This window comes from Dyadobacter sediminis (assembly GCF_005860765.1).
GTDB lineage: Bacteria > Bacteroidota > Bacteroidia > Cytophagales > Spirosomataceae > Dyadobacter > Dyadobacter sediminis.
Genome location: NZ_VCEI01000025.1, coordinates 79,048 through 102,160, shown reverse-complemented (window position 1 = coordinate 102,160; position 23,113 = coordinate 79,048). Strand labels below are relative to the sequence as shown.

The window sequence follows — 23,113 nt, the reverse complement described above, 5'->3', positions numbered from 1 at the left end:
TCAGCATGAATGGACAGCTCAGAACAATTTCATCTGGCCGCCCTTTATAAACAATGAAGTATCCAGATCCGGCAATGTTCTGTCTTTGAAATATTTTCGGCAGGCCAGCTTGTGGAGTTGCTTTATATTTTCCGCATACGGTCCTTCGCCGGTCATACGGAGTCCGAAGCGGGAATCGTTTACCGAGCCGCCATGACATGCAGCGATCTGGCTAAGTACTTTTGCAGCGCGATCCGGGAAATGCCGGTTGATCCATTCTTCAAAAATTGCACCGACAGCGCCATTGAGCCGTACAACCGTGTAAGCAGACCATACTGCGCCATTTTCTGCAGCGGCCTGTATCATGGAAGGAATTTCATGATCATTGAGGCCGGGAATAATGGGCGCCGTCATCACACCGACTGGAATGCCGGCTTCGTGCAGCGACTTGACGATCTGCAAACGTCTTTTTGCCGTAACCGTGCGAGGTTCCAGCGCAGCGCGCAGATCTTCATTTAAAGAAGTAATGGAAATAGCGGCGTGTACAAGATTCAGCGCAGCCAGTTTTTCAAGCACGTCGATATCCCTCAGAATCAATGCATTCTTGGTAAGAACACTGACAGGATTTCTGTACCGGAGACAAATCTCAAGCAGTTGCCGTGTAAGCCTGTACGTTTTTTCTCCCGGCTGGTAACAATCGGTATTTCCGGAAAGATGAATGCTTTTAGGCTGCCAGTTTTTTGAATCAAACAGCTTTTCAAGTAATTGCGGCGCATTCTTTTTTACAATGATTTTTGTTTCAAAATCCAGTCCGGCTGAAAAGCCCCAGTATTCATGCGAATTGCGTGCGTAGCAATAAACACAGCCATGCTCACAGCCGCGGTATGGATTGACGGAATAATAATGGCCAAGATCAGGACTGTCCGAAACACTGAGCAGCGTTCTGGATTCTTCTTCAATAAACCTAGTTTTAGGATTCGGAACCGGCTCTTCCCATTGCTGCCATTCTTCGGAAATGTACTCCGTTTCCAGCTTTGAAAATCTGTTGCGGGTATTTATTCCAGCTCCCCGACCTTTCGAACCGTTATCCATATTCCAGCTTATTCCAATTGTTACAATGACAAAATGCCGGCTGTGTCCTCACAGCCGCAGCCATGCCCGTTTACAAAACAAAAATTCACGCCAGCCTGTTTAAAGCGGACGTGAATTTTTCCTGTTTTCTGACCAAAAATAATCCGGTTTACCGGATGTATCTGAAATCCTCGCCGCCTTTTAGCGAAAGCAGCACATCGTACATCAGCTGAATCACATTTTTAACGTCTTCTTTATGCACCATTTCGACGGTTGTATGCATGTATTTCAGCGGAAGCGAAATCAGGGCAGAAGCGATTCCTTCGGTTGAATAGGCAAATGAGTCCGTGTCGGTTCCTGTGGAGCGGCTTACCGCCTGGCGCTGGAACGGAATATTTTTTTCTTCCGCAACCCGGATGAGCATATCGCGAACGTTGTTCTGGACTGCCGGACCGTAGCAGATAACCGGACCGTTTCCGCTTTTAAGATCGCCCTGCTCTTTTTTATTGTACATTGGCGATTGTGTGTCGTGCGTCACATCCGTACAAATGGCCAGATCCGGTTTCAATCGGCGTGAGATCATTTCAGCACCGCGCAAGCCGATTTCCTCCTGAACCGCATTTACAACATACAGCGTAAAAGGCAGTTTTACATTATTTTCATGCAGCATACGCGCCACTTCTGCGATCATGTAGCCGCCCATGCGGTTGTCGAGCGCCCTTCCGAGATAATATTTGTCGTTCAGTTCATCGAACCCGTCTGCAAACGTGGCAACGGTACCGACGTGGATTCCCATTTCCAGCACTTCGTCTTTTTTGGCAGCACCGACATCAATGAAAAGCTCATGCACTTTCGGAACCTGGTCTTTTGCTATATCACGCACGTGAATGGCAGGCCAGCCGAAAACGCCTTTCACAACGCCTTTTGCGGTATGCAGATTAACACGCATGGATGGTGCAATGGCTGCATCCGATCCGCCGTTCCGGCGCACATGAATATAGCCGTCGTCTGTAATGTAATTTACAAACCAGGAAATTTCATCCGAATGCGCTTCAATGACCACCTTGTAATCCTGGCCCGGGTTAATTACTCCGACTGCCGTGCCGTAAACATCTATAATCGTTTCTTCAATATACGGTCGGATGTAATCCAGCCATATCTGCTGTCCGGTCGACTCAAAGCCGGTCGGAGAGGCATTGTTAAGGTATTTATAGAGAAATTCTGTGCTTTGTTCAGACATATGTGATGATTAAATTATAAATCCATGTATACGCTTGATTGATCCGTCGGGATCGTATTTCAATTTTACAAATATTTCCGAAAAGCCCAGAAAGAGCGTTTTTTCAGATATTCCAGATCGGCCTGATGCTGGTATGCCTCCCTTTCAAACGAAATATGAAGATATGCCAAATAATGTTTTCTGTGCTGCACAAGCCGGATTAAATATTCCGCAAGATACCATATGTAAAAGAGAACAATCCCCATTTCAAGCTGCTGCCGCAAATGGATCTGTTCATGGTTAATGAGAAAACGGCTTGGAGCCTTGCGTCTCAGGAAAATAAAGGGAAAAATAGCCATACCTTCCACCCACAGGAATGAAATGTTCAGCAAAAATCCTTTAAATTTCATCTTTGACAACCGGCTTGTCTTGGGTAACAAAAAATTCTGAATCAATTTATCCCGTCCTTTGTAAACAAAAATGTTGGATTGTGAAATGATCTGCTCATTTTACAATCCAACATTCGGCAACCGGCACGTATTATTCCGTAAACCGGCTGATATTCAGGACTTCAAATTCCATTAATCCGGCAGGCACCTTTATTTCGGTTGTATCCCCTACTTTTTTGCCCAGCAATCCTTTTCCTATGGGCGAGCCGACGGATATTTTACCCGTTTTCAAATCGGCTTCTTCTTCCGAAACCAGCGTATAGGTTACTTCCATACCATTTTTACGGTTCTTGATCTTTACTTTAGAAAGAACTGCGACCTGCGAATTGTCCATAGAAGATTCGTCGATCACACGGGCATTGGAAAGAATTTCTTCAAGCTTTGCAATTTTCATTTCATGCATTCCCTGCGCATCTTTGGCTGCATCATATTCTGCATTTTCACTCAGATCCCCTTTATCCCGCGCTTCTGCAATTTGTCGTGCAATATCCGTGCGGCCTTTGGTTTTCATATCATTCAGCTCATTCCTCAGCTTGTTTAATCCTTCTACCGTATAGTATGAAATTTTAGCCATGACCTTGATTAAGTTTATAAGTCCTTGATTTTGAAATATTGAATAAAAAAAAAGAACGGCTCAAAGACCGCTCTACATAAGTTGGTGTTACTTGTAGTAGCAGGCTATAAGACCTTTTCTTTTCGGCTCGTATATGATTTCATCTGCATCATAATTTTCTGTTAAGAACGACAAAAATAACAATATTTGTAAATGGTAACACCATTTTTATACAAAGCAGTAACAATCTATGCCAAATCCGTTAAGAATCATATTCATGGGAACGCCGGAATTTGCAGTCCCCAGTTTGAAAAGCCTCGTCGAAAGCAATTCTAATATAGTAGCCGTTGTAACCGTTCCGGACAAGCCCTCGGGACGCGGACAAAAACAGACTGCTTCGCCTGTTAAAGTGTATGCGCAGGAAAAAGGAATTCCTGTTCTGCAGCCTGAAAAACTGAAAAATCCGGCGTTTCTGGAAGAATTAAAATCCTATAACGCCGATCTGCAGGTCGTGGTCGCTTTCCGAATGCTGCCTGAAGTTGTCTGGAACATGCCGCCAAAAGGCACATTCAATTTGCACAGCTCACTGCTGCCGCAATACCGCGGAGCCGCGCCGATCAACTGGGCAGTTATAAACGGCGAAACGGAAACGGGTGTAACAACTTTTTTCATCGAAAAGGATATTGACACGGGAAAAATCATTTTTCAGGATAAAGAAACAATTTCTGAGGACGATGACGCGGGTTCACTGCACGACCGGCTTATGCTTAAAGGGGCTCAACTGGTTGTAAAAACGGTGAAGGCAATTGAAAACGGAAGCTTTCCGCAGGAAGCGCAGCAAGAGCCGGCCGACATTAAAATGGCTCCGAAAATATTCCGTGAAACCTGTGAAATAGACTGGAACAGACCTTCATTCGAAATCCACAATTTTGTAAGAGGACTTTCGCCATATCCTGCCGCCTGGACTGTTTTGAACGGACTTTCCTGCAAAATATTCAGAACAAAAATCGTTGAAACAGAAGAAACGGCGCAGCCGGGCGAATACCGGACAGACCATAAAACTTATCTCCGCTTTTGTACCGGTGACGGTTGGCTCTCTGTTGAAAATTTGCAGCTGGAAGGCAAAAAAAGAATGGATATCAGCGATTTTCTGAGAGGAAACAAAATTTAGAATCCAGAAAAAAGGATTGTTTTCAGATACAGCCAAATTTTACAAATTACGCGTAAAAACACAATACAGATACCTTAATGACCATCTCAATTATCGTTGCAGTTTCCGAAAATGGTGTAATCGGAAAGAACAATCAGCTTTTATGGCGCCTGCCGGATGACCTCAAACGTTTTAAGAACCTGACTCTGAACCATCCGATTATTATGGGCAGAAAAACGTTCGAGTCTATCGGGAAACCGCTTCCAGGCAGAACTTCCATTGTTGTCACACGCAATTCCGACTTTTTTCATGAAGGCATAATTGTAACCCATTCATTGGAAGAAGCTTTGCAGAAAGCCCAGGAAACGGATACAAATGAAGCTTTTATCATAGGCGGCGGTGAACTGTACCGACAGGCGCAATCCTTATCGGACAAACTTTACATTACGGAAGTCAAAACTATGATAGACGGTGATACCCGTTTTGAAATTTTACAACCTGCCGACTGGAAGGAAACCAACCGTATTTCCCATAAAGCAGACGAACGTCATAATTTCCCGTTTGAATTTGCAGATTACATCCGATGGAATAAATTATAGGTATTTTTTGTTCTGGAAATACAAGTAACAATTCTCAACAAACTTCTGATGACTGTATGCGCAGGTAAGCACGGAATTACAAGGCAAATTGGCATCATACCCACAATTCATTGAAAACAGAATTATTCCCGATTATTGAGGTTCTTTCAGAAACTTTCAAGATACCTCAACTGGACAAAAGCCGGCGCATACATGTGCTGCTTCCACATGATTACTATGACAAGCCGGAAAAACATTATCCGGTTCTTTATATGACCGATGCACAAAATCTGTTTGGTGAAGGTTCTGCGTATGGAAACTGGTACATCGATTCAAGTCTGGCTTATCTTGCAGAAGAAGATAAGGCCAATATCATCATTGTTGCGATTGATCACGGAGAAGAAAACAGAATACAGGAATTTTCACCGTACGATAATCCGCGGCTTGGAAAAGGACTTGGCTACCTGTTTTTGAAGTTTGTAACAGAAACACTGAAGCCGCATGTGGATGCAACTTACCGCACCAAACCGGAAAGACTTAATACCGGTATGGGTGGAAGCTCTGTCGGCGGATTGCTGAGTATTTATGCCGCGTTGATGTTTCCGCAAGTATTCGGAAGACTGATGATATTTTCTCCTTCGCTCTGGATTTCACAACGCATTTATTTTGATGCCATCCACTTTTTCGAACCTTTTGAAACACGTATTTATTTGTATGCCGGCGGCAAAGAAGGCACCAACATGCTTCCGAATGTAGAAAGGCTTCAGAAAACATTGCAAAATCAGGGTTTTGGCTACAGCCGCGTAAAAATCAAAACTTCCATTGATCCGGAAGGCCAGCACAACGAAGAACAATGGAGCAAGGAATTTCCCGTTGCACTCAGGTGGCTATTCTTCGAAAATTGAGCAGGATGTGATTTGGGGAAGGATGGAGAAAGGGAATTATAAGTCATTTTTGGTCATTGATTGTTTTTCTCTGCCTCTAAGATCCGCAGAAGCCATTCACCGCGGAGCGGTATCCTGTTTGTAGAAATTAAATATATGTTAATCGTAGCAACCCCGGAGGGGTTTCCTTTTGCCTGGGCCAGGCTGCTCTTCCGGAGCAAAAATGTGACAAATGTGACAAAATCCAAATCTTGCTACAAAAAGAAGGCTCTGCAGGAGCCAACATCCACCGCGGAGCGGTGGCCTGCTTGTAGAAAGTTGAATATATGTTAATCATAGCAACCCCGGAGGGGTTTCCTTTTGACATGGACAGGCTGCTCCTCCGGAGCAAAAATGTACAAATGTGACAAGTGTGACAAAATCCAAATCTTGCTACAAAAAGAAGGCTCCGCAGGAGCCAACATCTACCGCGGAGCGGTATCCTGTTTGTAGAAATTAGATATATGTTAATCGTAGCAACCCCGGAGGGGTTTCCTTTTGCCTCGGCCAGGCTGCTCCTCCGGAGCAACCATGTACAAATTTGATAAATTGAAAAACAAAAAAAGGAGAAAGGAAAAACGTATTTTCTCCTTCCTGCTTAAATCCTTTTTCCTTCCTCCTTTCTTCCCTACTCCTATTCTCCTTTCTCTTTTAAAGAATATACTGACTCAGATCACGGTTTTTGACAAGTGCAGAGAGTTTTTCAGTGACAAGTTCGGCAGTGACGACAATGTGGGAATCTGCGCCGATCATGTCCGGAATGTCATACATGAAGTCATTTAATAGTAAGCTCATTACAGTCTGCAGCCTGCGTGCACCGATATTTTCTACTTCGCTGTTTACTTCAAAAGCAATTTTGGCAATTTCACGAAGTGCTCCGTCTTCAAATTCCAGTTCAACGCCTTCGGATTCCATCATGGCCACATATTGCTTGGTAAGCGCATTTTTAGGCGTTTTCAGAATCTGGTAAAAATCCGACTCCGTCAGACTGTTCAGTTCCACGCGGATCGGGAAACGGCCTTGTAACTCTGGAATCAGATCGGATGGCTTGGAGACATGGAATGCGCCCGCTGCCACAAAAAGAATGTGATCTGTATGGATTATGCCGTGCTTGGTCGTAACCGCACTTCCTTCCACGATCGGAAGCAGATCGCGCTGAACTCCTTCACGGCTTACATCCGGCCCGCTGCCGCCCGATTTGCTGGAAGCAACTTTATCAATTTCGTCAATAAATATAATCCCGAGGTTTTCCGCTTTTTTGATCGCCTCCATTTTGACTTCATCCATATCGATAAGTTTGGACGCTTCTTCGTCAAGCAGGATTTTTCTGGCTTCTTCCACGGTTACTTTCCTTTTTTTACCGCGTCTCGGCATCATATTGCTGATCATTTCCTGAATGTTCATCATCGAAACGTCATCCACGGCACCGCCGATCATGCCTACATTCGGAGACTGATTCTGCTGCACTTCAATTTCAATCTTGCGATTATCCAGCTCCCCGTTTCTGATTTTTTCACGAAAGCGCTCTCTTGTACGCTGGTTAAGCTCTCCATCATCTTCGGGAATTGCATTGGACGAGCCATTGTCCGTTCTGACTTTGGCAACGCCGGACGCATGTACAGGCGGAATCAGCGCATCCAGGATAATATCTTCCACAGCTTGTTCAGCCTTGATCTTGACTTCTTCTTTTTTTTGCGTTCTTACCATTCCAACCGCCTGTTCCACCAGATCGCGCACCATACTTTCAACATCCCGGCCTACGTAACCCACTTCGGTAAACTTGGAAGCTTCCACTTTTACAAAAGGAGCATCGGCAATTTTGGCCAGGCGACGTGCAATTTCTGTCTTGCCGACTCCCGTCGCACCGATCATGAGTATATTGTTCGGAATAATCTCACGCTGTATGTCTTCGGGGCTGTTCATCCGCCTCCACCGGTTTCTCAATGCAATGGCCACGTTTCTTTTTGCGTCATTTTGTCCGATAATATATTGGTCAAGCTCAAAAACGATCTGACGCGGGGTCAAGCGGTCTAAGTGTTCAGTCATTGTAATTTAAATGAATACGTAACTTTATTTACAATATGTACCCCGGCAACAACAGCCCGCAGAGCAGATTGCAACTGCTTGCTGTTATTGCCGGAAACAAGGTTTTACCTCTGTATTTTATTAACGTAAAGAACTATGCCCGTACAAATTGTCATGTTTTCCTGTCTTCCGGCAAATCTTTTAGCTGTTTACTTTTTGTTAGCCGGCCTTCCATTACTTTTGTTCTCTTAACCGGTTTCTCAACTATTATATACAGTAACGCATTGTTTCCGATATGAAAAAAATCCTTTCCTTTCTCTTTCTGCTTTTTACTGCCCCGACGCTTTTTGCCCAGTCTGAAACCAATAAAAATCTTGTTGATTTTGTAAATCCTTTAATGGGAACGCAGTCCAAGTTCAGCTTGTCATCCGGCAATACGTATCCTGCTATTGCTATGCCGTGGGGAATGAATTTCTGGATGCCGCAAACCGGAAAAATGGGCGACGGATGGAGTTATATGTATGATGCTGAAAAAATACGCGGTTTCAAACAAACGCATCAGCCGAGTCCGTGGATCAACGATTACGGCCAGTTCTCCATATTGCCAATAACCGGAAAGCTGAAAATTGATGAAGAAAGCCGCGCAAGCTGGTTTTCACACAAAGCCGAAATTGCCAAGCCGCATTATTACAAGGTTTATCTCGCAGATTATGACGTAACTACCGAAATAGCACCAACGGAAAGAGCCGCGCAGTTCCGTTTTACATTTCCTGAAGCTGACAGCTCCTTCGTTCTTGTGGATGCATTCGACAAAGGATCTTACATAAAAATAATTCCTGCCGAGCGCAAGATCATTGGTTATACGACCAAAAACAGCGGCGGCGTTCCTGCCAATTTCAAGAACTACTTTGTACTTGTATTTGACAAGGCATTTACGTTTTCATCCGCGTTCCGCGGCAAGGCGCTGGCAAAAGATACGCTGGAACTGAAAGCCAGTCATACCGGAGCCGTCGTTGGTTTTAAAACAAGAAAAGGTGAAAAAGTCGGCGTGAAAGTGGCTTCGTCTTTCATCAGTCCGGAACAGGCCGAGCTTAACCTTCAGCGTGAAATCGGAAAGGACAATTTTGATGCGACCATGGCAAAAGGCCAGAAAGTATGGAACGATGAACTTTCACGGATTCAGGTGGAAGGCGACAATGTGGATCAGATCCGTACTTTTTATTCCTGTCTTTACCGCGTGCTTCTGTTCCCGAGAAAGTTCTATGAGTTTGACAAGGACAATAAAATAGTACATTACAGCCCTTATAATGGCGAAACGCGTCCGGGTTACATGTTTACGGATAACGGTTTCTGGGATACTTTCCGAGCGGTATTTCCATTTTTCACTTTAATGTACCCGACTTTGAACGCGCACATTATGGAAGGACTTGCGAATGCATACGAAGAAAGCGGTTACCTTCCGGAATGGGCAAGTCCGGGGCACCGCGATTGTATGATCGGTTCCAATTCTGCTTCACTCATTGCCGATTCGTATGTTAAAGGAATCCGTGGCTATGACATTGAAAAGCTTTATGAGGCGGTTATCAAAAATACGGAAAATGCCGGCCCGGTAAGTTCTGTCGGTCGTTTCGGACATGAATATTATAACGAGCTTGGCTATGTTCCCTATGATGTAAAGGTAAATGAAAACGTGGCCAGAACACTGGAATACGCTTATGCGGACTTTTGTATCTCGCAATTGGGCAAAGAACTCAAAAAGCCGCAAAAGGAAATTGACCTGTTCCTGAAAAGAAGCCAGAATTACAAAAATGTTTTTGACCCTGAAACCAAATGGATGCGCGGTAAAAACAAAGACGGCAAATTCCAGTCGCCGTTCAATCCTTTCAAATGGGGCGATGCATTTACAGAAGGCAACAGCATTCACTATACATGGTCTGTTTTTCAGGATGTTAAAGGACTTATCGGCCTTGTTGGCGGCAGAGAAGCTTTTGTTCAGAAACTGGATACGGTATTTACATTGCCTCCAATCTTTGACGACAGTTATTACGGTTTCCCGATCCATGAAATCCGCGAAATGCAGATCATGAACATGGGAAACTATGCACACGGAAACCAGCCGATCCAGCATATGATTTATTTGTACAACTACGCAGGTGCGCCCGACAAAGCACAATACTGGCTGCGTCAGGTGATGAACAAACTGTATCAGGCAACGCCGGACGGTTACTGCGGCGATGAAGACAACGGCCAGACTTCGGCCTGGTATGTGTTCTCTTCACTCGGTTTTTATCCGGTAACGCCGGGCACCACGCAGTATGTGATCGGCTCGCCGCTTTTCAAAAAAGCAACCATGACGATGGAAAACGGCAAAAAGTTTGTTGTGCAGGCTCCGGCAAGCAGCCAGGCCAATATGTACATCAAAGCGGCAACTCTAAACGGAAAGCCTCACGGAAATACATTTCTGGAACATGCTGACATCCTAAAGGGAGGAACAATCCAGTTTACAATGGACAGCAAACCGTCCGGAACATGGGGAACCAAGCCCGAAGCGGCTCCGTTTTCATTAACAAAATAAGAAAATGCGGCAGCCGGCAAATGGCTGCCGTCAAAATCAACAAACGATGAAATACAGAAAACTAGGACATTCGGACCTTGAAGTTTCGGTCATTACTTTCGGCGCATGGGCAGCCGGCGGCTGGATGTGGGGTGGAACGGAAAGAAGTGAGGCTGTAAAGGCTATTCAGGACTCGTTTCATGCGGGTGTTACTTCCATTGACACGGCACCCGTTTACGGTCAGGGACTCAGCGAAGAAATTGTGGGTGAAGCCATCAAGGATTTCCCGCGTGACAAAGTGCAGATCCTGACCAAATACGGCATGCGCTGGGACATTGCGAAAGGCGATCTGGCGATGCACAGCAAAAACAATGAAGGCCAGGATATTGACATTTACAAATACGCAGGCAAAGAAAGCGTCATCAAGGAATGTGAAGACAGCCTGAGAAGGCTGGGAACGGACTATATCGATCTTTACCAGATCCACTGGCATGATAAAACCACGCCGATTGAGGAAACAATGGAAGCTGTTTCCACGCTTATCGAGCAGGGAAAAGTGCGCTATGCGGGTGTCTGCAATTACGATGCGGAACTGATGAAAGAAGCTGCAAAATACATCAATCTCGTTTCCGATCAGGTTCCTTACAGCATGGTGAAGCGCGAAAACGAAGCCGAACTTGTTCCTTACTGCATGGAGAACAACAAGTCCATTCTGGCATACAGCCCGCTGGAAAGAGGCTTGCTTACCGGAAAAATGAAGCCCGGGCACCAGTTTGCTCCGGACGATCACCGCGCTTCTCTGAAATATTACAAAGATGAAAACCTGAAAAGAGTCAACAGTTTTCTGGATCAGATCAGACCGCTTGCCGATGAGAAAAATGCATCGCTCGGGCAGCTTGTGCTGCGCTGGACCGTAGAACAGCCCGGTATCACCATCGCGCTTGTAGGCGCAAGGGATTCTGCACAAGCCCTTCAGAACGCTGCCGCCATTGATATCGATTTAAGTCAGAAGGAAATCAGCTTCATAACGGAGCACCTGAACAAGCTGGAACTTGTTAATTAAGAAAGAAAAGGTAGCATCCGCTGCCTTTTCTTTTTACTATCTTTGACCATGACCGTCTTAAACAACAACAAGCCTTTACTTACATTTATGAACAAAAACATTCCTTTACTAAAAAAATACATTCCTCTTGCGCTTGGAGGCGCATTGCTGATGGCATCTGCCGGACTGATGAGCAACAGCGGTATGAATCCGGATAAAAAGCCTGAAAAGAAATTTTCTGAAGCCAGTCTGCAGGTGGATACGGTTGCAACCGGACTGACCATGCCGTGGGCTTCTGCATTGCTGCCGAATGGCGATCTGCTTGTTACCGAGCGCGGCGGCAAACTTCGTCTGGTACAAAAAGGAAAACTGGACCCGCAGGAAATTTCCGGTATTCCGGAGGTTTATTATAAAGGACAAGGCGGCCTGCTCGACATTGCGCTGCATCCGGATTACAAGTCCAATGGCTGGATCTACATCAGTTACTCTTCTCCGAAAGCGGCCGGCGAAGAAGGCGACGACAATGGCGCCAATACCGCCCTGATCCGCGCTAAATTGAAAGACCACGCATTGACGGATATTCAGCCGCTCTTCAAAGCCATACCGAATGTAAAAGCCAATGTCCATTTCGGCGGACGCATTGTTTTTGACAAAAAAGGCTATGTGTTTTTATCACTCGGCGAACGCGGTCAAAAGGAAAATTCGCAGAATCTGGGCAGAGATCAGGGAAAGGTTGTACGCTTGCACGAAGACGGAAAAATCCCGACCGACAATCCTTTTGTAAAAACCGAAGGCGCACGGCCTGAAATTTGGACTTACGGCCACCGCAACCCGCAGGGAATGATTATTCATCCGACGACCGGCGTAATCTGGGAACATGAGCACGGCCCGCAAGGCGGCGATGAACTGAATATCATTGAAAAAGGCAAGAATTACGGCTGGCCGCTGATTACTTACGGAATTGACTATGATAACAGCATTATTTCAAAAGATACCGCGCGCGCAGGTCTTGAACAGCCGGTTACTTTCTGGAGACCATCCATTGCGCCGTGCGGCATGACATTTATCAGCAATGACAAGTTCAAGGAATGGAAAGGTGATCTTATTGTTGGCTCGCTGAAATTCATGTATCTGCAGCATCTTGTTGTAAAAGGCAACAAAGTAACAAGCAGAGAAATTATTTTTGATAAAATCGGTCGTGTACGCGATGTGCGTCAGGGCTGGGACGGAAATATTTATGTCGTTCTCGAAAATTCAGGAAAAGTCGTCCGCATCAGTCCGAAAAGCTGATTGCCCAATTATTTTAATATGAAAAAGTTGCTGATGTTGTTATCTGCCGGTGTTTTTTGTTCAGCCATTATGCCCGGCCAGGACGATGAACTTGCCAAAAGCATCGAGCGGGGTAAAATGATTTATTCGGAAAACTGCATTACTTGTCACATGGGAAATGGCGAGGGCGTTCCTGCCGCTTTTCCTCCGCTGGCCAAATCGGATTACTTTATTAATGCGCCTGAAAATGCAATCAGGGCTGTAAAGTTCGGTTTAATCGGGAAAATAAAAGTCAACGGCATTGACTATGACAATATGATGCCTGATCCGGGACTTGGAAAGGATGAAATCGCCGACGTTGTCAATTACATCAGCAATTCCTGGGGAAATTCTTCCGACAAGAAAATCATAACCGAGAAAATGGTTGAAGAAACCAAAGAGAATAAGTAAACCGTTTTTTCTCATCATTTTGAAAGCAGGATTTGTCAGACGACAATCCTGTTTTTTTATTGACTTATCCTGCTCTTGTACAATTCATTCTATCTTTGATTCTTATTTTAAATAAATCTAAATAAAAACTTGTATCGCAAATATTGCTGAATCATATTTGCCGGACAATTCACTATTTAGAACAATTTAAAATTACGATGAAGCAAATCTATACTCTTCTCTTGTTCATGATGGCTGCAGGCGCCGCATTCGCCCAAAACGGAAAAATAGCCGGACAAATTACCAGTTCGGACGGAAAGCCTGCCGAACAGGTTTCGGTCGGTCTCAAAGGCAGTTCCAAAGGCGCGATATCAGATGAAAAAGGAAATTTTACAATCGAAAAGATCAAAGCCGGAAATTATACCATTCTGGTCAGTTTTGTGGGCCTGGAAACGCAGGAAAAAGACATTGAAGTAATTGCCGGCGAAACCGTGAACGTACTTTTCACGTTGTCCGAAAGTGCCAATCAATTGCAGGAAGTGATCGTAAAAAGCGGCAATCTTTATAAATCGGACCAGGTTTCGTCGAGCCTGAAACTGCTCACTCCTATTCTGGAAACGCCTCAGAACGTTCAGGTTGTAACATCCAAAGTTTTGTCCGACCAACAGGTCATCAGTATGAGCGACGGACTGATCCGGAATGTGAGCGGCGCAACGCGTGTGGAACACTGGGGCGATCTTTATGCAAACATCACCATGCGCGGTTCACAGATTCAGGCCTTTCGCAACGGATTCAACGTGGTGAGTTCCTACTGGGGACCGCTTACCGAAGACATGAGTTTTGTGGACCATATTGAATTTGTGAAAGGCCCGGCCGGATTTATGCTGGCCAACGGCGATCCGAGCGGATTGTACAATGTTGTTACCAAAAAGCCGACCGGAGAAACAAAAGGCGAATTCAACCTGACGACCGGAAGTTTTGGCCTGTACCGCGCCGCGCTGGATCTGGACGGTAAACTGAGCAAAAACGGAAAACTGCTTTACAGACTGAATGCAGCCGGACAGAACAAAAATTCACATCGTGCCTACGAATACAACAACCGTTACAGCATTGCACCCGTCATTTCCTATCAGATTGACGACAAGACCAAGTTCACCGCAGAGTACACGATGCAGTATGCTAAAATGTCAGACGTGGGTTCATTCTATGTTTTTTCACCAAAAGGCTATGCGACGCTGCCGCAGGATTTTACAGTAATGCCTCCGGGACTGGAACCGACCAGAATCAAAGACCAGAGCCTTTTCCTGAACCTTCAGCATCAGATCAGCAAAGAATGGAAAGTGACTGCGCAGGTTGCTTACCTGAATTATCAGCAGAAAGGATCAAGCATGTGGCCGAATTCCGTAGCACCGGACGGAAAAATACGGCGGGCAGTAGGCATCTGGGATGCAAAAAGTGAAATGACTTTGGCGCAGGCCTTTATCAACGGCGACGTACAAACCGGCGGCGTAAAGCACCGGATTCTGGGCGGGATTGATATCGGTTCAAAAAACTATTTCGCAGACTGGTCCCAATCGCATCCGCTGGATACATTGGGCGGTTTGTTTGATCCCTTGGCTCCGGTTTATGCCGCGCCTGCAAACGGCTACCCTGTTTTTGACCGTACCTTGAATCTGGAAGCCAGAGCTGTAAAAGGCGGCGGAACAATCGATCAGAAATATACCGGCATTTACGCACAGGATGAACTTGGCTTTGTGGATAATAAAATCCGGCTAACCGTTGCCGGCCGGTATACTTATGTCAGCCAGTCAGCTTACGGCGGAACGCCGGAAAGTGCGCATCATTTTACACCGCGCCTCGGACTGAGTGTTTCGCTTGATAACAATACAGCTCTTTATGCCTTGTATGACGAAGCTTTTCTGCCGCAATCGGGAAGACTTGCAGGCGGCGGCAATGTAAAACCGATTACCGGCAGCAACCGGGAACTGGGTGTAAAAAGAGACTGGGCTGACGGAAGGTGGAACACAACCGTTTCCATTTACCGCATTGTAAAAAACAACGAACTTACGGGCGACCCGAACAGCGGACCCAATTCCGGACTGAGTGTCGTTCTGGGACAAAAACGTGCACAAGGCGTTGAGTTTGACCTTAGAGGAACCATCGTAAAAGGGCTTAATCTTACTGCAAACTATGCTTATACCAATTCGGAAGTGACGAAAGTTACCGAAGGTGTCGCGGGCATTCAGGTCGGAGAAGTTGTTCCGGGATTTGCAAAACATACGGTAAACAGCTGGCTGAGCTATAAAGTCCAGAACGGCGCATTAAAAGGTGCCGGCATTTCTGCCGGATTTACTTACCTGGCGGACAGGGCAACAGCCAACTGGAGTCAAACAAACAGCAGCATGAACCTTCCGAATTACTTTAAACTGGACGGCGGATTGTTCTGGGAAAAAGACAAACTGCGGCTTACGCTTAATGCATTCAATATACTGGACAAATACCTTTACAGCGGCGGTTATTATCAGTGGCTGAATGCTTATTACTGGCAATCGGAAGCACCGAGAAATTACAGATTGAGCCTTGCCTACAAATTTTGAAACAAAAAAGTCCCGGAACTTGCGAGCCGGGACTTTTTACTGATATCACAAAATTCATTTTACATCCTGCAAACTTCATTTTACCAGTCCTGAGTCCCTTGCGCCAGCATAAACTGCGCTCCTTTTATAAACCTTTTACTCAGCTCATCGTACTGCACATGCACTTCCGGAACAGCATCAAATTCTTTACCGACGGTTGTAAAAGATTTCATTTCTGAATATTCCCTGTAAACGCCCAGTGCTTTCAGACCCAGCATGGCTGCGCCGACAGCACCGGTTTCCACCGTTTCATTCAGCATGACCTTTTTCCCGAAAATATCCGAAAGCATCTGCACCCAGATCGGGCTTCTTGCAAAACCGCCGTTGGCAAAAATCGTATCCGTATCTTTCATCTGCATCAGGATTTTTCCGATGCTGTAAAGGTTCAGCAGAATACCTTCCATAACGGACCTTGCAAAATGTGCTTTTCCATGCTGGATATCCAGCCCTGAAAAACCGCCGCGAACCGCTGAACTCCATAACGGCGCACGCTCACCGAGCAGATAAGGATAAAACAGCAGGCCGTCCGAGCCTGGTTTGACGGAAGATGCTTTCTCAAAAACGGCATCGTATTCTTCATTTTCAAAGAACGTATTCATCAGCCATTCAAAAATTACGGCGCCGTTGTTGGAAGGACCTCCGATTATATAGTTTTTTTCATCCAGCACATAGCAGAATGTCTGCATATAAGGATCGGAATAAGGCTGGTCCGAGCATATTCGTACGGCTGCACTTGTACCGATGGTTACAGCCATGGAACTGTTTCCGACTGCACCACTTCCCAGGTTTGCCAGGCATCCGTCGCTGGCACCCATAATCAGCGCCGTGCCTTTAGGCAGCTGAACGGCATTATTCGCAGGCAGTTTTTCGATATGGTACGGAGATACGGCACTGGAAAGCTTTTCAGACTTTATACCCAGTTTTTTCAAGGTATATTCATCCCATTTCAATTCCCGGATATTGAACATTCCGGTGGCCGAGGCAATGGAATAATCTACAACAAAATTTCCTGTCAGGCGATAAATGATGTATTCCTTGATACTCAGAAACTTGCTTGCACTCTTGTAAATTTCTGGCTGGTGGCTTTTAAGCCAGAGCAGCTTGCAGACGGGCGTCATCGCGTGAATCGGCGTTCCGTTGTTATAGTATATCTTTTTGCCGGTTACGGATGACCGGAGCTTGACGGCAATGTCGGAACTTCTGTTATCGGCCCAGATGATCAGACCCGTCAATTTTTTTCCGTTCTTGTCCAGCGCCAGCACGCCGTGCATGGCCGCACTGAAACTGATCCCGAGCAAGTCGCCTTTTTCGGTACAGGAATCAGCAACTGCTTTCAATGTTTTGCATGCGGCTTCGTAAATATCGTCCGGGTCCTGCTCACTCCAGTCGGGATGAGGATGCATCATTTCATAACTTTCACTGTGTGAGTTCAGTATTGCACCGGAAACGGAATCAAAAGCAACCGCTTTCACATTTGTTGTGCCGATATCACAACCAATAATGTAAGACATTTCTCTTTGTTTTAGTAACAGCGGCTGGCACTCGATGGCAGGCCGAACTGAAAAATTTGCACGGAAGCAAATGTATGGATTCAAACCAAGAAATGAATTTATACAGGCAAATTTTAAGTCCTTATGCCTATCCTTACAAAATGGCTGAAAAGGTGTGCTTTCAAAAAATATGCAATACTGGTATAAACTTGAACCGGATTTATTATTTTAGCGGAAACAAACGATTACGATTTACCTTTTTCTGAAACCATGTCCGAAACAACGCATACAAAATCCGGCTCGCTTCCAAGTGCAGTCTATATCATAGCTTTCATCATTCTGTTCACTATACTGGCTGTATTCGGTGATCTTTTCATCTTTATTCTGGGAACAATTGGCCTTATTGTAACATTCGCAGCATTTTACAGAGACAACAGTCATGATGCCGGCCATCACTGACCCGGTGCCATCAGCAATGACCGTCACAATAATCTAGAAATTCAACGAACGGCCAGTTCCGGAATGGATTGAAGTATTTTCCATTCGAGCTGGCCGTTCTGCCTGTTTATTGTCCAAGATTCTTCAAATACGCAGGTATCTTCCAGATCGCGGTATTCAGCTCTGAGATTTTGTTCATCCAGCAGCAGCCGCACAAAGCCGTTATAACCCAGCGCATGTCTTTTGACAACCGTTCTGACACGGCGGTCATAAAAACCGATTCTTTCAAGATCGTTCGGATCAGGCATTTTTATTTCAACCGGCAACCCGCCGTGACCCAGACAGCGGCCGTATGCAAGCGGCCCGTTTCCGTTTTTTCCCTGATTATAAATGACCAGACGGTGATCATGGCCCCAGAGCCAAATAACCGGACGCTCTGCTCCTTTCAGCAATTCCTGAATCTGTTCGCCCGGCTTTGCATAATCTTCTCGAAATGCGGAAATGTACGGATGATGGCTTAAAAACAGCAATCCGCGCTTGTCGTCCGGATCGCCGATCTTTACAACATCCCGCAGCCACTCGATCTGTTCTTTTTTTAAATGACAGTCCGGCGGTGAAATGATCTCAACGAACGGCCTTCCTACGGATGTATAACCGGTGTCCAGCCCGATGATGCGCCAATGTTCATTTTCAAGACAGAAGAAACCCGCCTGCTGTGTTTTCCGGACTTCGCCTTCCTGAATGTACATGGCCGGCAGCAAATGCTTAAAAAATGCATTGCCATTGGAATACATTTCATGGTTTCCCGACAAAGCCAGGCTTCCGGAAGCGCCGTAATACCAGGAGGCGTAAGGCGCCGTAAAGTTTGCCTCCACTTCCTGCGGACTTCCTACAAAGTAAATATCGCCCATATGGACCGTGTAATCGGGAGCATAGCGTGCAACCAGATGCGCAACTTTGTCCGATTCTTCGGTATCGCTCGCCCAGTCGGAAAGCAGGGCCAGACTGATTTCATTGCGCGACGGAACGGACGATTGTAACCTGTAAACTCCGGAATCGCCGTTTCTCGGATACGATTGATACGGATGCCTCGGACCAAAACGGCTTTTGATATAATGCCATGCAAAACCGACGAGATTGGTTTTAAAAAACTCGGAAATTACATTGGTGACTGATGAAGTGTCCTTTACATGCTTTTCGTAGAGTTCAAGCTGCGTTTTGGCGTGATTTTCCGCTTCGCTATGCCCCAGATCCAGATACTTTTTTGTTCGATCCTGTGAAGTTTCAGGCATACGTTTGTTTTTCGAAGTTTTAAGAGTGACCGGTAAATAAAATAATAACTTGACAAACGCCAATGGCTGCCAGTCAAATTTATTGCGCTTGCGGGTCCAGACTTGTAACCACGCCTTGCGTTTCATTTACTAATAATTTGATCCGGGTGTTGACAATCGCATCAGTTAGAATTACCTTTCCCGTAAATATTAACCACCAAAAACAGAACCTGATGAAACGACTGACAATTACCTGCCTTATGCTTTTTGCAATCCATTCCGCTTTCGCGCAATCCATGCTTAACAAGCAGCTTGCCGACTGGGAAAGAGCCAAAACATACACAAAAGAATATCTGGACGCCATGCCGGAAGACGGCTATGCTTACAAACCAACACCGGAAATACGCAGTTTTGCAGAACAGATGGACCACATTGCCGATGCAAACTATGCATTTATTTCAGGTGCATCCGGTAAAAAAAGCCCGATGACAAGTTCCGCAGAAAAGATGCCCGATCAGTCCAAAGCTGCTGTAACCAAAGTAGTGATGGACAGTTATGATTTTGTAATTTCCAGCCTGAAAGGAATGAGCGATGCGGATATGGCCAAAGATGTAAAGATTTTCAATATGGATATGAAAGCCGGAACTGCATTTGAGAAAGCGTTTGAGCACCAGACACATCACCGCGGACAAGCTACTGTTTACATCCGGATGAAAGGCATCAAACCGCCGCAGGAAAAATTATTCTGATTTTGCGTTGTAGAACAGAATGCTGTAAAAAGCGTTGGTTTTAACAAAAATAGCCCGGCAATCTTTTATGATCTGCCGGGCAATTTTTGTTTGTAAAAACATGATTCCTGTTTATGCCCTTCCTTTTTCCTTGATGTTGTAAAGGCCCAGTGCAAGAAAACTGTAAATCTTCATGGCAAACGGAGGCATGATAAAATCGCGGATAATTTCCTTTTTTTTCTCCGGGCCGGGCTGCGCCAAAGAAAGATATTTCATGGCATATTTCATCCTCGGCCAGTACGTATGGCCGTATTCCCTTGAAAAAAGCAACTTGTAATAATAAGATGCTATATTTTTTTTAAGCTTATCGTCATACTTGTATTTCAGTTCTTTATTGATATTGCTATAAAGCTGGATCCGGTTGAAAAGGAAATCGGCACCGTAATGATTGTCTGCAAAGCTGGCTCCTCCCCTGTTTTTACGGTAAACGGACATTACTTCATCAATGTACCCGATCGGGCCGCGTGTGGCAAACATGATATTTCTCGGGATGTCGCCGCTTGTGGAAAGGTTTGTCCATTCGGGATCGGGATTTCTGGCGAAATCTTCCCGCCGGAACATCAGGCTTGAAGTCGCAATAAAGCAAAGTTCGTCTTCACCGATCAGATCATCGACGGTTATTTCCGGCTTGGACAACGTATTGACAAGGTACGGCGGTGCGGCGTTATCATCGTAAATAACGCGGGCATTGTGATAGCAGGCGGAATAATGCGGGTTGGCGTCCAGCATTTCCACTTGCTTCTGAAGCTTGTGCGGGGAAATCAGATAATCGTCGCCGTCAAACTGCGCAATGTACTCGCCTTTTGCGGCGGCAAATGTGGACAACGCATTGTACTTTCCGTTCAGACCCAGATTTTTCGGATGCAGTATCAGCCTGATCTTGTCAGGAAACTTTTGCTGATACTCTTTTAAAATAGCAACCGTATTGTCTTTTGAGCAATCGTCGCCTACAATGATTTCAAACAGAAAAGTGGTCTGCTGCATCAGGATTGAATCCAGCATTTTTGCGACAAACTTTTCATGGTTATAGGTAACTACACAAACACTCACTTTTATCATCATCCCTTTTCATTGATTAAAGCCGTCCGGCCCGCTGCAAATCTAGTTTATTTAATTGCATATAACGGAATGCAACTATTTTCCGGTTCTTTTTGCAATGGTTTTGATACTTTTAAAAACTATTTCCTGATAAATAAGTTCTCCTGATGTTTGATCAAGAGAAAAAGCTTCACTTTTGAAACTGATTTTTAAAGCATGATAACCCATTCTGACATGCCTGAAAAGCCGCTTTACAGAGCTCCCGGCATCTTTTTACAATTTCCGAACCTTATTGCAGCAGAAAGTACACGGCACGGCGGTGTGAGCAAAGGTGCATATGCGTCACTGAACCTCGGCGGTTCAACGCAGGACAAACCCGAAAATGTAGCGGAAAACGTGCGGCGTTTTTTCAATGCTCTGCAGGTGCCACTGGAGCATGTTGCAAAATCGCATCAGATTCACGGCGATGCCATTCTGAAAGTGACGGAACCGGGCCGGTTTGAAACTTTTGATGCCTTGATAACCGATAAACCTCATGTGCAGCTCGCAGTCACGATTGCGGATTGCACCCCGATTTTAATTTTTGATCCGGTTCACAATTCTGTCGCGGCCATTCATGCCGGATGGCGCGGAACGGTCAAGCACATTGTACAAAAAACGGTGGCAGCACTTCAGAAAGAATACGGAACTGTTCCTGAACATTGCTATGCATACGTCGGCACTTGTATCGACGAATGTTCATTTGAGGTCGGTGAAGAAGTTGCAGAGCACTTTGACTCGCTGCATAAACGTCCGGACGAAACCAGCGGCAAATATTTTATTGACCTGAAACTTGCCAACCGCGATCAGCTGATCCATGCAGGTCTGAAGAATGAAAATATTGAAGTATCTGCTTACTCCACGGTTCTGCACAACAGCGATTACTTTTCATACAGACATGAAAAAGGGATTACCGGCAGAATGCTGGCAACGATCGGAATCATAACCAATGATTTTCAAACAAAAAATTCAGCTTTCTGAAAAGCTGAATTTTTTTACAAATCCTTAATCAGGGTTATTCTGCAGAAGCGGTACTGTTATCTTGTGCTTCTACGGCCTGCGGCAATGTTCCTGTCGGTTTTGAATCGGCTTTAACCGCCGTTTTAGAACTTGCTGCCGGCTTGGCTGCAACCGGTTTTGCCGGAGGTGCCACCGGAACTTTGGAAGAAGCTTCGGCTACAAGGGCAGCAACTTTCTCATGCTTATGCTTTTTACCTTCTTTTTTGTCTTTCCCTTTTAATTTCCTTTCGGCATGTTTTGCTTCTTTCTCCTTTTTTTTCTGCGTTTCCTTTTCAAACTTGACGACCTTCTTGGCAAGTTTGGCAGCCGCTTTCTCAATCGATTTCTTTATTTTCTTGGAACCGGCGGATACGGAATCAATTTTCTCTGAAAGAGATTCCGCAATGTCGAGGGTCAATTTTTTCGTAGCAGATTTCATAATTTAAGTTTGTAAGTACATTAACAATATGCCGGATACAGGGTTGATTCTTGCTTTGCAAACAGAAAAACTGCATTTTTCACATTTGCTTATAAACCTGCAATTAGCACTTATAAAGTTATAAACCCCACAATTCTGTATTATATTTATGTTATTTTATTTCTTACATACTCCCAAAAAACAATGCCTGCAGAAACGGATACATTAAACGAGTGTTTTGTACCAAACTGAGGAATTTCCAGGCATCCGTCCGATGCCGCAATGACGTCATCTTCCACGCCTTCCACTTCATTCCCGAACACAAATGCATACGAGAAATCCGGTTCCGGCACGAAGTTCTGCAGCAGAACGCTTCCTTCGGCCTGTTCCACACACCAGACCCTGTAGCCCGCGGCTTTCAGTTCCTTTACTGCGCTTAACGTATCCGGCACTTTCTCCCAATTCACAGCAAGTTCAGCACCGAGCGCGCTTCTGGTTATCTCCCGATGCGGCGGACTCTGTGTATAACCGCATAGCAAAATCCTTTCTGCACGGAAAGCATCAGCCGTCCTGAAAAAAGAACCGATGTTGTTGAGACTGCGAATATTGTCAAGTACAATTGTAAAAGGAAATTTATCTGACTCTTTAAATTCTTCGACCGTCATGCGGCCCATTTCTTCAACGCCTAATTTTCGCATGAACGTTTTTTCAACCAATTAGAGATAATAAAATTTTTATCAAAGGAACCGATCCGT

Annotated in this window: 21 protein-coding genes; 11 read left to right on the top strand and 10 right to left on the bottom strand. The window is 45.2% G+C overall.

Annotated elements, in window-relative coordinates:
• Positions 1–18: 18 nt before the first annotated feature.
• The 4 genes from FEM55_RS12875 to greA form a co-directional block, all read right to left on the bottom strand.
• Positions 19–1,071, bottom strand: coding sequence for a PA0069 family radical SAM protein (locus FEM55_RS12875; RefSeq protein ID WP_138281784.1), 1,053 nt, complete (start codon positions 1,069–1,071; stop codon positions 19–21).
• Between the two features lie 148 nt (positions 1,072–1,219).
• Positions 1,220–2,290 carry a M42 family metallopeptidase gene (locus FEM55_RS12870; RefSeq protein ID WP_138281783.1) on the bottom strand — a complete coding sequence of 357 codons (1,071 nt, stop codon included), beginning with the start codon at positions 2,288–2,290 and terminating at the stop codon, positions 1,220–1,222.
• Positions 2,291–2,355: 65 nt separating this feature from the next.
• Positions 2,356–2,679, bottom strand: coding sequence for a hypothetical protein (locus FEM55_RS12865; protein ID WP_138281782.1), 324 nt, complete (start codon positions 2,677–2,679; stop codon positions 2,356–2,358).
• Positions 2,680–2,809: 130 nt separating this feature from the next.
• Positions 2,810–3,292 (bottom strand): transcription elongation factor GreA, encoded by a 483-nt coding sequence (gene greA / locus FEM55_RS12860; protein WP_138281781.1) that lies wholly within the window; start codon positions 3,290–3,292, stop codon positions 2,810–2,812.
• Positions 3,293–3,521: 229 nt separating this feature from the next.
• Between greA and fmt the strand changes: the two genes are divergently transcribed.
• The 3 genes from fmt (at position 3,522) to FEM55_RS12845 (ending at position 5,904) form a co-directional block, all read left to right on the top strand.
• Positions 3,522–4,442: a methionyl-tRNA formyltransferase gene (gene fmt, locus FEM55_RS12855; RefSeq protein ID WP_229209241.1), complete on the top strand. Its 921-nt coding sequence runs from the start codon at positions 3,522–3,524 to the stop codon at positions 4,440–4,442.
• Positions 4,443–4,519: 77 nt separating this feature from the next.
• Entirely contained in the window at positions 4,520–5,020 is a 501-nt protein-coding gene (locus FEM55_RS12850; RefSeq protein ID WP_138281780.1) for a dihydrofolate reductase, read from the top strand.
• A gap of 110 nt (positions 5,021–5,130) precedes the next feature.
• Positions 5,131–5,904 (top strand): alpha/beta hydrolase, encoded by a 774-nt coding sequence (locus tag FEM55_RS12845; protein WP_138281779.1) that lies wholly within the window; start codon positions 5,131–5,133, stop codon positions 5,902–5,904.
• 669 nt (positions 5,905–6,573) lie between these two features.
• Here FEM55_RS12845 and hslU read toward each other — a convergent pair.
• On the bottom strand, positions 6,574–7,968 hold the full coding sequence (gene hslU / locus FEM55_RS12840) for an ATP-dependent protease ATPase subunit HslU (protein WP_138281778.1): 1,395 nt from the start codon (positions 7,966–7,968) through the stop codon (positions 6,574–6,576).
• Positions 7,969–8,242: 274 nt separating this feature from the next.
• Here hslU and FEM55_RS12835 point away from each other — a divergent pair, with 274 nt between their 5' ends.
• The 5 genes from FEM55_RS12835 (at position 8,243) to FEM55_RS12815 (ending at position 15,838) form a co-directional block, all read left to right on the top strand.
• Positions 8,243–10,522 carry a GH92 family glycosyl hydrolase gene (locus tag FEM55_RS12835; RefSeq protein ID WP_138281777.1) on the top strand — a complete coding sequence of 760 codons (2,280 nt, stop codon included), beginning with the start codon at positions 8,243–8,245 and terminating at the stop codon, positions 10,520–10,522.
• Positions 10,523–10,568: 46 nt separating this feature from the next.
• Complete coding sequence (locus FEM55_RS12830) at positions 10,569–11,564, top strand: aldo/keto reductase (RefSeq protein ID WP_138281776.1); 996 nt, start codon at positions 10,569–10,571, stop codon at positions 11,562–11,564.
• Positions 11,565–11,612: 48 nt separating this feature from the next.
• Positions 11,613–12,833 carry a PQQ-dependent sugar dehydrogenase gene (locus tag FEM55_RS12825; protein ID WP_229209240.1) on the top strand — a complete coding sequence of 407 codons (1,221 nt, stop codon included), beginning with the start codon at positions 11,613–11,615 and terminating at the stop codon, positions 12,831–12,833.
• Positions 12,834–12,866: 33 nt separating this feature from the next.
• Entirely contained in the window at positions 12,867–13,262 is a 396-nt protein-coding gene (locus FEM55_RS12820; RefSeq protein ID WP_229209239.1) for a c-type cytochrome, read from the top strand.
• Positions 13,263–13,459: 197 nt separating this feature from the next.
• The gene (locus FEM55_RS12815; RefSeq protein WP_138281774.1) at positions 13,460–15,838 is read left to right on the top strand and encodes a TonB-dependent receptor; all 2,379 of its coding nucleotides are present in this window, start codon (positions 13,460–13,462) and stop codon (positions 15,836–15,838) included.
• An 80-nt stretch (positions 15,839–15,918) separates the two neighbouring features.
• On the opposite strand, the gene FEM55_RS12810 is transcribed toward FEM55_RS12815, so the two are convergent.
• Positions 15,919–17,388 carry a gluconokinase gene (locus tag FEM55_RS12810; protein ID WP_138281773.1) on the bottom strand — a complete coding sequence of 490 codons (1,470 nt, stop codon included), beginning with the start codon at positions 17,386–17,388 and terminating at the stop codon, positions 15,919–15,921.
• Positions 17,389–17,637: 249 nt separating this feature from the next.
• On the opposite strand from FEM55_RS12810, the gene FEM55_RS12805 reads away from it, so the two are divergent.
• Positions 17,638–17,826 (top strand): hypothetical protein, encoded by a 189-nt coding sequence (locus FEM55_RS12805; RefSeq protein WP_138281772.1) that lies wholly within the window; start codon positions 17,638–17,640, stop codon positions 17,824–17,826.
• A 41-nt stretch (positions 17,827–17,867) separates the two neighbouring features.
• Here the strand turns inward: FEM55_RS12805 and FEM55_RS12800 are convergent, their stop codons facing one another.
• Entirely contained in the window at positions 17,868–19,097 is a 1,230-nt protein-coding gene (locus tag FEM55_RS12800) for a metallophosphoesterase family protein (protein WP_138281771.1), read from the bottom strand.
• Positions 19,098–19,309: 212 nt separating this feature from the next.
• Between FEM55_RS12800 and FEM55_RS12795 the strand changes: the two genes are divergently transcribed.
• Positions 19,310–19,825 (top strand): DinB family protein, encoded by a 516-nt coding sequence (locus FEM55_RS12795; RefSeq protein ID WP_138281770.1) that lies wholly within the window; start codon positions 19,310–19,312, stop codon positions 19,823–19,825.
• Between the two features lie 111 nt (positions 19,826–19,936).
• Here the strand turns inward: FEM55_RS12795 and FEM55_RS12790 are convergent, their stop codons facing one another.
• Positions 19,937–20,926, bottom strand: coding sequence for a glycosyltransferase family 2 protein (locus FEM55_RS12790; protein WP_308420223.1), 990 nt, complete (start codon positions 20,924–20,926; stop codon positions 19,937–19,939).
• Positions 20,927–21,118: 192 nt separating this feature from the next.
• Between FEM55_RS12790 and pgeF the strand changes: the two genes are divergently transcribed.
• A complete protein-coding gene (gene pgeF, locus FEM55_RS12785) occupies positions 21,119–21,922 on the top strand; it encodes a peptidoglycan editing factor PgeF (RefSeq protein WP_229209238.1) in 804 nt (267 codons plus the stop codon).
• A gap of 34 nt (positions 21,923–21,956) precedes the next feature.
• On the opposite strand, the gene FEM55_RS12780 is transcribed toward pgeF, so the two are convergent.
• Both FEM55_RS12780 and FEM55_RS12775 read right to left on the bottom strand, forming a co-directional pair.
• Positions 21,957–22,379, bottom strand: coding sequence for a histone H1/H5 family protein, HCT subfamily (locus FEM55_RS12780; protein ID WP_229209237.1), 423 nt, complete (start codon positions 22,377–22,379; stop codon positions 21,957–21,959).
• A 146-nt stretch (positions 22,380–22,525) separates the two neighbouring features.
• Positions 22,526–23,056 carry an RNA methyltransferase gene (locus FEM55_RS12775; RefSeq protein WP_138281769.1) on the bottom strand — a complete coding sequence of 177 codons (531 nt, stop codon included), beginning with the start codon at positions 23,054–23,056 and terminating at the stop codon, positions 22,526–22,528.
• Positions 23,057–23,113 lie beyond the last annotated feature (57 nt).